This is a genomic window from Streptomyces sp. NPDC005784 (assembly GCF_042871525.1).
In the GTDB taxonomy this organism is placed as follows: Bacteria; Actinomycetota; Actinomycetes; order Streptomycetales; family Streptomycetaceae; genus Streptomyces.
Genome location: NZ_JBIAIQ010000004.1, coordinates 193,203 through 205,003 on the forward strand (window position 1 = coordinate 193,203; position 11,801 = coordinate 205,003).

Below are 11,801 nucleotides of genomic sequence, written 5' to 3' on the forward strand. Positions count from 1 at the left end.
AGACTTTTACGCAACGAGAAAAGCTTCCGGCTCGGCCCCGCCCGGGCGCCGACCCAGACACACACCATAACGCGATGTATCGCGTCTCTCAATGGATTTTTCCCTAGTGGGACGACCGGACTCCGCGGGTGGCTCCGACCTCAGTCGATGACCGTGTAACCCGCCTCGCGCAGCGCCAGATTCACCTCGGCGCAGTGGTCGTGCCCCTTCGTCTCCAGGTGCAGCTCGACCTCCACCTCCGTGAGCCCGAGCCGTGGATCGGTCCGTACATGGCTCACGTCCAGGACGTTAGCGTCCGCCACTGACAACACCCCGAGAAGTGTGGCCAGGGCGCCGGGCCGGTCCGTGAGCCGCAGCGTGACCGCCAGATAGCGGCCGCCCGCCGCCATGCCGTGCCGCAGGATGCGCTGCATCAGCAGCGGATCCACGTTCCCGCCCGACAGCAGTGCCACCACCGGGCCCTCGAAGGACCCGGGCGCGCGCAGCAGTGCCGCGACGGAGCTCGCGCCGGCCGGTTCGACGACCAGTTTGGCGCGCTCCAGGCACAGCAGCAGCGCGCTGGACAGGTTGTTCTCGGAGACCGTACGGACCTCGTCGACCAGCTCCTCGACGAGGCGGAACGGCACGTCGCCGGGCCGGCCCACCTTGATGCCGTCGGCCATCGTGGCCGGGTTCTCGATCGACACCGGCCGTCCGGCTGCCAGCGAGGGCGGGTACGCCGCCGCACCCTCCGCCTGCACCCCGATGATCCGTACGTCCGGGCGCAGCGACTTCACCGCGAGGGCCACGCCCGCCGCCAGCCCGCCGCCGCCGATCCCCAGAACGATCGTGCGTACCTCGGGGCACTGCTCCAGGATCTCCAGGCCGACCGTGCCCTGGCCCGCGATGATGTCGGGGTGGTCGAAGGGGTGGATGAACACGGCGCCCGTCTTCCGCGCGTACTCCTGCGCGGCGGCCAGGGTCTCGTCGACCACCTGCCCGTGCAGCCTCACCTCGGCGCCGTAGTCACGGGTGGCCGCGACCTTCGGCAGTGGTGCGCCGGTCGGCATGAACACGGTGGACCGCACGCCGAGCAGCGAGGACGCGAGCGCGACGCCCTGCGCGTGATTGCCGGCGCTCGCGGCGACGACACCCGCGGCGCGCTCCTCGGGAAGCAGGCCCGCGATCCGCACGTACGCCCCGCGCAGCTTGAACGAGCCCGTCCGCTGGAGGTTCTCGCACTTGAACTGCACCGGTGCGCCCACCAGCTGGGACAGGTACCTGCTGCCCTCCATCGCGGTCACCCGCGCCACACCCGTGAGCATCTTCTGCGCGCCGCGTACGTCGTCGAGAGTCACACTGGGAAAGGAGTCAGCCGTGCTGTAGCTCATGACCACCAGTCTCGCAGTTCACGCGGGCGCACTCCCGGCGTGACCACGCTCCGAGACTGTGTTTGCGCAGCCCCGGTACGGCCCGCGCCCCGGCCGCGTACCCTGTCCCCCAACCCAGCTCCCCACGCATGAATTGAGCCCCCGGCCATGCCCACAACACCAGAAATGTCGATGGACATGACGACCGTCGGTGACACCGGTCTTCTCGAAACCCTGCAGCACGAGGTCGCGGTATTCGCGCGCCGTGCGGAACAGACCCGGCTCGGCGGGGTGGGGCAGGTGCGCAACTCCATGGACCGGGCCGCGTACCTGCTGCTCAACCGTCTCGACAAAGAAGGGCCGATGGGCGTCAAGGCGCTCGCGGCGAGCATGGGCATCGACTCCTCGACGGTCACCCGGCAGGTCGCCCCGCTGGTCGACACCGGGCTCGTCAAGCGCACCTCGCACCCCGAGGACGGACGCGCCGTGGTGCTCCAGCTGTCCCCGCGCGGCCAGTCCAGGCTCGACGAAGTACGGCTTTCCCGGCGTCAGTTGATGGCAGAGCTGACACACGAATGGGCACCGGAGGAGCGCGAGGTGTTCTGCGCGCTCCTCACACGCTTCAACAGCGCGCTCTCCGCCCGCCAGGCGGCCCAGGGCATGCCGGTGCCGGAGTCCGAACCGACCTCTTGAACTGCGCGGAGACGGTGCTCCGTGCCCGGTACCCCCGGGCCTCCCCACCCCTCCACGCGCGCGTGCATGTGGGCCGAACCCTTGACCGGAAGGCGGCACCTGGCCTCATATGAGACCGGGTCCTAGTCGTACACGGTGCGACGGGTCGCACGCGGCCGCGGGCCCTTCCTCAAGGTTGCCCTCAGGCGGGAGGCATGGTGCGAGAACGGCGTGCGTCCCAAGGCGTCCGCCGGGCCCGGGAGTTCGAGGCGTTCGTGGCGGGCGCGGCAGGGCGGCTGCTGCACACCGCCACGCTGCTCACCGCGGAGCCCCGGGACGCCAACCCGCGCGCGCGGCGACTGCTGACGTTCGCCCTCGCCCATACGTACGCCTCCTGGGACCGGCTGCACGGCGAGGACCCCTACGACAGCGCCCGCCGGGAACTGGCCGCACGCTTCCAGCGCACCGCCTGGCACCAGTACGGGAGCTTCGGGCGGCAGCGCCCCTCCCCGGGCAACGTCCTGGCCCCGCTCACGCCCCAGGAACGGCTGATCCTCGTCCTCAGGCTGTACGAGGGGGTCGCCGAGGAGCAGGCAGCGGCCCTGCTCGGGCTCCCCACAGAACGTGTAGGGGCGATCTGCGCCCGCGCCATGGCGACCCTGCTGCACCCGCCCCGCGGCCCGGCGCCGACCAGGGTGGAGGTGGCCCCGTCATGAATCTGCCGGAGCGCGAGGCGGCCGTACGACAGATGATGGAGCAGTCACCGCCCCCGGTGCCCCCCGACCTGTACGGCGAGGTCGTACGCCGCGGAGGGCGCATGCTGCGCCGCAGGAGGGTGGCCCGGCGACTGCTGTGGCTGGTGCTGATCACCGCGGCCGTCGTCTTCGTGGTCTGGGCGGCGACGGCCCGGCCGTGGGTGGAGCCGCCGTCGCAGACGACCCCACCGCTGACGGGCTGGTGACCGGCCCCGTCGCTGACGGGCTGACGACCCGCCTCCGCCACCGACGGGGCTGGTGACCGCCGACCGGACGAAGGTCTCCGCTCGACCGCGGGCCTGCTGAAACCGTGGCCCAAACCTGGCCCAAACCTGGTCCAACCGTGGTCCTCCGGAGGGACGACCGCTCCCGCCGCCCCGGGGAGCGCCGGCCGTGCCCTCCGGCCGGACGACGGCTCCCGCTCAGCCCAGGGCCTGCTGAAGGTCCTCGAGCAGGTCGTCGATGTTCTCGATGCCCACGGAGATGCGGACGAGGTCGGCGGGGACCTCCAGCGCCGAACCGGCGACCGAGGCGTGCGTCATGCGTCCCGGGTGCTCGATCAGGGACTCCACCCCGCCCAGCGACTCACCGAGCGTGAACACCTTGGCGCGGTTGCAGACCTCGACGGCCGCCTCCTCGCCGCCTTCGACCTGGAAGGAGACCATGCCGCCGAACGCCCTCATCTGCTTGGCGGCGATCTCGTGACCAGGGTGCTCCGGGAGACCCGGGTACAGAACGCGCGTCACGCGCGCGTGCCGGGTCAGCATCTCGGCGACCCGGCCCGCGTTCTCACTGTGCCGGTCCATGCGCACGGAGAGCGTCTTGGTGCCGCGCAGCACGAGCCAGGAGTCGAAGGGCCCGGCGACCGCGCCCATCGCGTTCTGGTGGTACGCGAGCTCCTCGCCGAGTTCCTGGTCGCCGGTGATCAGGGCGCCGCCCACGACGTCCGAGTGGCCGCCCATGTACTTGGTCAGGGAGTGCACGACGACGTCGGCGCCGAGGGCGAGCGGCTGCTGGAGGTAGGGCGTCGCGAAGGTGTTGTCGACGACGAGCCGGGCACCGGCCTCACGCGCGATCTGCGCGACCACGGCGATGTCCGTGATGCCGAGGAGGGGGTTGGAGGGCGTCTCGACCCAGATCGCCTTGGTCTTCGGGGTGAGGGCCGCGCGTACCGAGCCGGGGTCGCTGGTGTCGGCCACCGACCACTCCACGCCCCACCGCGAGACGACCTTCGCGAAGAGCCGGAAGGTGCCGCCGTACGCGTCGTTGGGGATCACCACGTGGTCGCCGGGGCTCAGCAGCGTACGCAACAGGCAGTCCTCGGCCGCCAGTCCCGACGCGAACGCGAGGCCGCGGCGACCGCCCTCCAGGGCGGCGAGGTTCTCCTCAAGGGCGGTCCTGGTGGGGTTGGCGCTGCGGCTGTACTCGTAACCGCCGCGCAGCCCGCCCACGCCGTCCTGCTTATAGGTCGAGACCTGGTAGATCGGCGGGACGACCGCGCCGGTGAGGGGATCGGCGGTGTTGCCCGCGTGAATCGCGAGTGTCTCGAAATGCTGACTGATGTGCCTGTCGCTCATGAGTCCCGAGCGTAGTGCTCCCCCGGCGTTCATGACGTCGTACACCCCTCGCGGGGACCGCCGGGTCCCGCTTCGGGATCCGGGGCGGGACCGTGGACGGAACCCGAGGCGGGACCGGGTTGGCCAATTGTCGGACCCGTCTGGTTCGCTTGAGGCATGGAGATTCTGTGGGGCCTGATGTCGCTGGCCATGTTCAGCCTGGTGCTGCTGCCGGTGCTGCGGCGCAGGCGCGCCGGTGTACAGCTGGTCTCGCCCGGCGACCCGGACGCCGCTGACCCGGCGAACTACGGGTTCCTGCGCCAGGAGGAGCTGGACATCCGCATGCCGGGCCCGGACGCGGATCTGCTGAACGTGCTGGACGTGGTGCAGCGGACCCAGGACTACCGCGCGGCCTCGCAGCTGCTGGCCGGCACGGAGACGGAGGGCGAGACCCGCTGGCAGCGGGTGCAGGCCTTCGCGGGCGCCGCGTCGCTGGAGCTTCAGCAGCGCCCCGGCGGGGTCAGCGAGACGCCCGGCGGGCAGTGGCTGCGGGTGTGGCGCGCCGAGGCCCCCAAGGACGCGGGCGGCGCGGCGGTGCACGCCGAGTTCCTGGTGCAGCAGGCATGGCGGACGTCGACGCCGGGGACCGACGACTTCCGGATCATCATGGAGGAGGCGCGGTCCGCGTGCGGCGATGCGGCGCTACTGTCCCCCGGTGACCCGGTCCCGTACATCATCGAGCTGTCGGTGGCCCGTGGACTCGCCTACTCCCAGCCGGAGTTCGAGAAGCTCTGGATGAAGATCCTGGACCGCGCGCCCTCCCACATGGGCGCGCATCTGGCGGCCCTGCACTACTGGTGCGAGAAGTGGCACGGCTCGCGCGAGACGGCGTACTCCTTCGCGGAGGCCGCGGCGGCACGCGCGCCGCAGGGCTCCCTCCTCGCGGCGATGCCGCTCTTCGCGGTGTTCGAGCACCTCCCCGAGGTGAACCTGGTCCGCAGCTTCTACCAGAGCGAGGTCGTGACCAAGGCCGTCCACGGCGCGCTGTACGCGGTCCACGCTGCCCGCCCCGACGACCCGATGCTCGCCCACGTCCGCCACCTGCTGGTCCTTTTCCTCGTCCGCGGCGAGCGCTGGTCCGAGGCCATGGACCAGCTGGTGCACATCGACGGCCACGTCGGCGCCCTGCCCTGGACCCTGACCCCCGACCCGGCCGCGGACTACGCGATATACCGCGCCCTGGCGGTAGCGGGATACGAGGCGAACGGCGGAAGCCCGGCGACGCTGTCGCACTGACGGCGCCACGCGAGGCGAGGGCGACACGACACCGCGGGTCCGTGGCCAAAAATATTCGGTTGCCCAGCCTCGCCCTTGCGGGCTAAATACCACGCATGGCCGACATCCAGGGCTCGTACGACGACCTCTTCACCGCCGTGCCCAACGCACTGTCCGCGTTGCTGGACGAGGGGGACGCCGGCGCCTCGGTGGCCGTCTTCGTGGACGGCGAACCGGTGGTGGACGTGTGGGGCGGGTTCGCCGACGCGGACCGCTCGATCCCGTGGCAGCGGGACACGATCACCAGCGTCTGGTCCGTCACCAAGACGATGACGGCGCTGTGCGCGCTGATCCTGGCCGACCGTGGCGAGCTCGACCTGGACGCGCCTGTCGGCCACTACTGGCCCGGGTTCGCCAGGGCGGGCAAGGAAAAAGTGCTGGTGCGGCACCTGCTCGCACACACCGCGGGCCTGCCTGACTGGGACGGGCCGGTCGAGGAGCTCTACGACTGGCCGTCCGCCACGGCACGTCTGGAGGCACAGACTCCGCAATGGGAGCCGGGCAGCGCGGCCGGGTACCACTCGCTCACCCAGGGGTTCCTCGTGGGCGAGGTCGTACGCCGGATCACCGGCCGCAGCCTGGGTGAGTTCTTCGCGGAGGAGGTGGCCGGACCGCTGGGCGCCGACTTCCACATCGGGCTGCCCGCCGAGCACGACGACCGGGTGGCACTCGCGATCCCGCCGTCCTCCCAGGACGAGGACTACGCCGCGAGCGCGCCCAGCAGCAAGGCGCCTCCCACCGCCGCCACCCGTATACGGGTCCGCGACGGCAACAGCGTGGCCTGGCGTCGTGCGGAGATCCCCGCGGCGAACGGATTCGGCAACGCCCGCTCGGTCGGTCTCGTGCAGTCGGTGATGGCCTGCGGAGGGGCGGTACGCGCGACACGGCTGCTGTCGCGGTCGGGCTGCGACCGAGCAAGGGAGGAGCAGTTCAGCGGCGAGGACCGCCTCCTGGGCATGCCCATCCGTTGGGGCATGGGCTACGGACTGTTCGGCAACACCTACGGGTGGGGCGGCTGGGGTGGTTCGTTGGTCGTGATCGATCCCGAAATCCGTATGACGGTGGCCTACGTGACGAATCAGATGCGCGAGCCCGCGGACGACAACCGGGGACTGGAAATGGTGATGGCCGCCTACGACGGACTCCAGGGTCTGCGGACCTGATCCAATGGCGGTGCGGCGGCACGGGCTCGCCGCCACGTCCGCATGATGCAACTCCGGCGCCGTGCGCGTCCCGGACGCCGGAGCCGTCCACGCGGTCCAAGGTGATCGCAGTCTTACGAGGTGTAGGCGCGCGTTTCCGTGTCGAGGGTGTTCTTCCAGTGGAAGAGGGAACCGTTGTCGAGCTTGGTCCAGCGGTGCCGAGGGGCAACCGTCGCGGTGTACCCGTCGTGCGAGCAGTAGGTGCGCGACGCGGAAAAGAGCCCCGACGGCCCGTCCGTCGAGGTGTCGACGTCGTCGGCCGTAGCCGAACAGTCGGGCCCATGGAGGCCGCAATCGCAACCTCAGAACGCCTCGACCACGCCGGCCACTCCGCCTATGAACGCGCTGAGCAGCATCACGGCGCCCAGTACGCCCAGCAGCACCAGCAGGGCGCCAGGTCTGCCGCGCGCACCCGACCTGGCGCGTACGAGCAGGGTCCCCAGGACCAGCACCATCAGGCCGAACAGGGAGAGCGCCAGCCACCCGAACGAGGCGCCGACGCCCGTCTGCTCGTATCCGGCGGAAGCTGTTCGCTGCAACGCGACCGTTCCTCCGACGGGCAGGCCGGTGTCGATCGTGGCGTCGGGGTCCACCACGGTCCCGTCGGCGGAGCGGAAGGTGCCGTGGCAGTGCGGATAGCGGTGGCCCCCGGTGTAGCTCCAGGAGCAGGCCTCGACCCGGAGGTACCCGGACGTGCCCGCCACACCCGTGGCGTAGGCAAGTTGAGTTACCGCGAGCCAGGTCACGACGGTGCCCGCGGCGAACAGGCCGGCGATCAGCAGCAGCGGACGACCTGCCCGCGCTCCCTCCCGGAGCCGATCCCAACCGTTCATCCGTCCCCCCGAACGACCGTCCCCCCAAACGATTCCGACGGGACGCCAGCCCGAATCCCGCACAACTTCGCTCACGTCACGGCAAAGAGCGCTCGCGAAGGACCCGATTCCTGAGGACAGCGCCCCCGGTGCGGTTGCCGGGCTGTCATGCAAGGGGATGGGTTCGGTCGCCCGGCGGGGGCGGGGGCGCGGGTGGGTGCGGGCGGTCTTGAGGCCTGTGGCGGACGGGGGGCTGGGCCGTGTCGCCGACGCCCGTGGCTCCGAATGAGTGGACTTGACGGAACGCGCATCGGACCCTGGCTTTTGCCGGGGGTGCGGATGGTGGTGTTGCCGTCTGCTCCCCTGACCCGGAAGAGGCGCCCCGACATGCGACGTATCTCCTACCGCCTCCCGTTCGCCTCGGCACTGCTCGTGGCGTCCGTCCTGGCCCCGATGACAGCCACTCCCGCCGCGGCCGAACACGCGGCGGGAGTCCACGCAGCAGGCGTCCGCGCAGTGGACGCCGACGGGTACGGCGACGACGACGGCCCGCAGCACGGCCTCAGCCCCCAGCTGAACGCCCGGCTGGACAAGGCCATCGAGGACGTCCGTACGCAGGCCCACATCCCCGGTGTCGTCATCGGACTGTGGATGCCGGGCAAGGGGAACTACGTCCGCGCGACCGGTGTCGCCGACCTCGCCACCCGCAAGCCGATGTCCGTCGACTCCTACGTCCGGATCGGCAGCGAGACCAAGACCTTCACCGTCACCGCGCTGCTCAAGCTCGTCGACGACGGCCGTGTCCGGCTGGACGACCCGATCTCCCGCTACATCCACGGCGTACCGAACGGCCGCCACATCACGCTGCGTCAGCTCGCCGAGATGCGCAGCGGCCTGTTCCCGTACACCTCCGACGCGGACTTCGAACACGACCTGCTGAGCAACCCGCAGCGCACCTTCACCCCGCGGGAACTGCTCGCGTACGGCTACAAGCATCCGAACACCTTCACGCCCGGCACGCAGTTCCAGTACTGCAACTCCAACCTCATCCTGCTCGGCCTGGTCGTCGAGAAGGTCAGCGGTCACAAGCTCCGCGACTTCATCGACCGGCGGGTCCTCCGCCCGGCTCGTCTGCGCGACACGCTGTTCCCGAAGGGGAACGAGTTCCCGAAGCCGCACCCGCAGGGCTACACCGACCAGACGCTGAGCGGTGGCATCGCGAACGCCACCGACTGGAACCCCAGTTGGGCCTGGGCGGCCGGGGCGATGATCTCGAACCTGCACGACCTGCGCCGCTGGGCCAAGATCGTCGCCACCGGCACCCTGCTCAGCCCCGAGAGCCAGGCGGAGCGCCTCGAAACACTGCCGACCGGCTTCCCGGGAACGACCTACGGCCTCGGCATCTTCGACGCCAACGGATGGATCGGGCACAACGGCTCCCTGCCGGGATACGAGACCGTGACCGTCTACCTGCCCTCGAAGAAGGCCACCCTGGTCATCATGATCAACACCGACGCCTCCCCCCAGGGCCAGGAGCCGTCCACATTGCTCGCCAGGGCCATCACACAGATCGTCACGCCGAACAACGTCTACGACGGCGCGGTCGTCTCGCCCTGAACTCCGGAGGCTGTGCAGGGTGGTCCCTCTGCCACAGGCAGGGGGACCACAGGCGGTCAACGGGAGTTGGGACCGCCCGCGGCCCTACTCCACCGCGATGCCGAAGTCCCGTACGAGTTCTTCCAGACCGCCCGTGTAGCCCTTGCCGCCGAGGACGAACTTCCAGTCCCCGTCGGCCCTTCTGCGGAAGGAGCCGAGCACCAGGGCGGTCTCGCCCGGCCGGCCGTCGGAGACGTCGAGCCGGTCCAGTTCGGCCAGGTTCGGATCGAGCAGCCGGATGCCGGCGTCCGTGAAACCGGACAGGTCCGCGTCCGGGTTGACCTCGGGGTCGATGGCGGCCACGAGTACGAACCGGTCGGCCTCCGCCGGCAGCCCGTCGAAGGAGACCCGGATCGCGGCCTTGTCGGGCGGCGCCGCGGGCACTGCGCGCACCGAACCGTCCGGTGTCCGCGGGTTGTTGTAGAAGACGAAGTGATCGTAGCTGAGGACGCGTCCGCCCCGGCAGACGAGTGCGCAGACGTCCAGCGCGACACGTCCGGTCCACGACATGCCCAGGATGTTGTGGTCGTCGGGCAGCCGGGTCCCCGGATCCGACGGTGCCGACGGTGTCGCCGGACCGGCCTGTGCCTGCATGGTCGACGGCGACGGCTGCGCCGGTTGCGCCGGCGATGCCGCGGGCGAACGGCCGCCGTCGCCCAGCCTTCCCCGCAGGCCATGGCGATGCAGCAGGTCCACGAGTTCAGGTCCCGGGATCAGCTCCAGCGGCTTGCCGTTGGCGAAGGTGTGCGAGCCGGGGCCGAACCCCGACGTCGTCACGAGCACACCCTTGTTGGCGCCCGCGTCCTGCACCGTCCCGTACAGGTCGCGTACGGCGGTGGGCGGCACGGTGTTGCGGTAGCGCTTCACCTGCACGACGATCTTGCCGCCCCGGATCGGTGTCGGGTCCAGCGCGTCGACGTCCACGCCGCCGTCGTTCGAGCGCTGGGTCGTCACCGCCTGCATCCCCATGGCCCGGAAGAGGTCGGCCACGAGTTCCTCGAACTCGATCGGATCCATGGCGTACAGATCGGGTTCCTCGTCGCTGCCGTGTGCGACAACGCGGTTGCCGACATCCTGCGGCCGGCGGCTCGGCCGTACGGGAGTGAGCTGGTCCGGCCGGGCCGACAGCTGCCCGCGCAGTCCGTCGGCCAGACAGCTGCCCGCGTCCACCTGCGCCAGGTGCAGTTCGAGGAACGAAGAGCGGGCGGCCATGACCGTCGTGAGGAAGATGTGGCCCGGCCGGCCCGTCGTGGGATCGTGTCCGTCCACGAAGCCGTTCAGGACCACCGATTCGAGTGCGCCCTGGTCATCGGCTCCGAAGAGTTCGTGCAGCACGAGCAGCGCGCACTGCGCGAGAACCTCCCGGTACAGGCTCCGCCGCTGGGTCACAGGACGAGGGGTTTCCTTGTCCTGATCGGCCCCGGACAGGTACCGGACGGACTTCCCCTCGGGGACGACGTCGTACCCGGGCAGCTCCCAGTCCAGCACCAGCTGCCCGGCCGCGGCGTCATAGGCGGCGGCGATCTGGCGCGGGAAGCCCTCCGGCCAGGCCGACGAGGAGTAGAGAGCGGCGGAGAAGTACTCGATCACGGAGTCGGGATCCCTGCGGCGGACCCCTTCGGACACCTCGACGACACCGGCGTTGTGCCGACGCACGTCAGCCAGAAGGGCATCGGCCCACTGCTGGTACTCCCGCTGGTACGAAGCCAGTTGCCGCTGCCGGTGCGCCTCGGCGGCCTGGGCCGCGTGCCAGTCCCGCTCGAAGCGCGCCTGCGCCTCGGCCTGCGCCTGCGCCCGGCGGTTCGCGGTCCAGCCGCTCTGCGCCTGGTACTGGCCGATGCCCGGCATGACGACCGGCTGCGCCAGCGGTCCCGGGGCGAAGGGCTGGATCTGTTCGGCGCGCAGGAGCGAGGCGGCCCGGAAGGCGGGGGCCCGGCAACCCGCGGCGAGAAGGCCCTGCAGCGAGGCGACCTGTGCGTCCAGTTCTTCGGTACGGCGTTGTGCCTCGGCCTGCCGGTACTCGCGGTACTCCTGGGCGGCTCGCCGCTGCTGGGCCCGGGCCTGCTGTTCTTCCTGCCGCCGCCGTCTGGCGTCGAGTTCCAGCTGGCGCTGCTGCTGCCGTTGCACCTCGGCCCAGACGCCGACGAAACCAGTAGAGCGACGACTCATGTGCTGCAGGCCCTCCCCCGATGTCGGCAGCCGAGAGGCCCCCTTGGCTGTCCCCACAACCATGTGTAAAAGGGTGACTCTATCCAGTAATCGGCGTCCCGCACATCCATCCTGCGAGGGCCGCCCGCCCGGGGTATCCGCGCAGGTCACATCCCGTCGGAAGCACGTCGGAAGCACGAAGGCGGGGGGGGGGGGGGGGGGGCCGCGCGCCCGCCCGCGCGCCGGCGGGGGGGGGGGGGCGGCGGGGCGACAGAGAGGGGGGGGGGGGGTGGCAAACGCTGGCGGGGCGGGCCGC

The 11,801-nt window shown here is 70.8% G+C and carries 10 protein-coding genes; 6 read left to right on the forward strand and 4 right to left on the reverse strand.

From position 1 onward, the window contains the following. Window positions 1-140 precede the first annotated feature (140 nt). Window positions 141-1,370, reverse strand: a complete 1,230-nt coding sequence (gene ilvA / locus ACFYR3_RS08745; RefSeq protein WP_355847475.1) for a threonine ammonia-lyase — start codon at window positions 1,368-1,370, stop codon at window positions 141-143. Window positions 1,371-1,535: 165 nt separating this feature from the next. Here ilvA and ACFYR3_RS08750 point away from each other — a divergent pair, with 165 nt between their 5' ends. From ACFYR3_RS08750 to ACFYR3_RS08760, 3 genes are all read left to right on the forward strand, one after another. Then, window positions 1,536-2,042 carry a MarR family transcriptional regulator gene (locus ACFYR3_RS08750; RefSeq protein WP_355847472.1) on the forward strand — a complete coding sequence of 169 codons (507 nt, stop codon included), beginning with the start codon at window positions 1,536-1,538 and terminating at the stop codon, window positions 2,040-2,042. A 197-nt stretch (window positions 2,043-2,239) separates the two neighbouring features. Further along, entirely contained in the window at window positions 2,240-2,737 is a 498-nt protein-coding gene (locus ACFYR3_RS08755; RefSeq protein ID WP_355847780.1) for a sigma factor-like helix-turn-helix DNA-binding protein, read from the forward strand. Next, window positions 2,734-2,982: a hypothetical protein gene (locus ACFYR3_RS08760; RefSeq protein ID WP_355847469.1), complete on the forward strand. Its 249-nt coding sequence runs from the start codon at window positions 2,734-2,736 to the stop codon at window positions 2,980-2,982. Before ACFYR3_RS08755 ends, ACFYR3_RS08760 begins: the two co-directional genes overlap by 4 nt. Window positions 2,983-3,198: 216 nt before the next feature. Here ACFYR3_RS08760 and ACFYR3_RS08765 read toward each other — a convergent pair whose 3' ends face one another. After that, a complete protein-coding gene (locus tag ACFYR3_RS08765) occupies window positions 3,199-4,353 on the reverse strand; it encodes a cystathionine gamma-synthase (protein WP_355847466.1) in 1,155 nt (384 codons plus the stop codon). 156 nt (window positions 4,354-4,509) lie between these two features. On the opposite strand from ACFYR3_RS08765, the gene ACFYR3_RS08770 reads away from it, so the two are divergent. Next, window positions 4,510-5,628 carry a hypothetical protein gene (locus ACFYR3_RS08770; RefSeq protein WP_389282163.1) on the forward strand — a complete coding sequence of 373 codons (1,119 nt, stop codon included), beginning with the start codon at window positions 4,510-4,512 and terminating at the stop codon, window positions 5,626-5,628. A 95-nt stretch (window positions 5,629-5,723) separates the two neighbouring features. Beyond that, entirely contained in the window at window positions 5,724-6,830 is a 1,107-nt protein-coding gene (locus tag ACFYR3_RS08775; protein ID WP_355847461.1) for a serine hydrolase domain-containing protein, read from the forward strand. A 341-nt stretch (window positions 6,831-7,171) separates the two neighbouring features. Here ACFYR3_RS08775 and ACFYR3_RS08780 read toward each other — a convergent pair whose 3' ends face one another. Beyond that, window positions 7,172-7,702 (reverse strand): hypothetical protein, encoded by a 531-nt coding sequence (locus ACFYR3_RS08780; protein ID WP_355847458.1) that lies wholly within the window; start codon window positions 7,700-7,702, stop codon window positions 7,172-7,174. 366 nt (window positions 7,703-8,068) lie between these two features. Here ACFYR3_RS08780 and ACFYR3_RS08785 point away from each other — a divergent pair, with 366 nt between their 5' ends. Beyond that, window positions 8,069-9,298 carry a serine hydrolase domain-containing protein gene (locus ACFYR3_RS08785; RefSeq protein ID WP_355847455.1) on the forward strand — a complete coding sequence of 410 codons (1,230 nt, stop codon included), beginning with the start codon at window positions 8,069-8,071 and terminating at the stop codon, window positions 9,296-9,298. An 84-nt stretch (window positions 9,299-9,382) separates the two neighbouring features. Here the strand turns inward: ACFYR3_RS08785 and ACFYR3_RS08790 are convergent, their stop codons facing one another. Continuing rightward, window positions 9,383-11,506, reverse strand: coding sequence for a restriction endonuclease (locus ACFYR3_RS08790; RefSeq protein ID WP_389282166.1), 2,124 nt, complete (start codon window positions 11,504-11,506; stop codon window positions 9,383-9,385). Window positions 11,507-11,801: the final 295 nt, after the last annotated feature.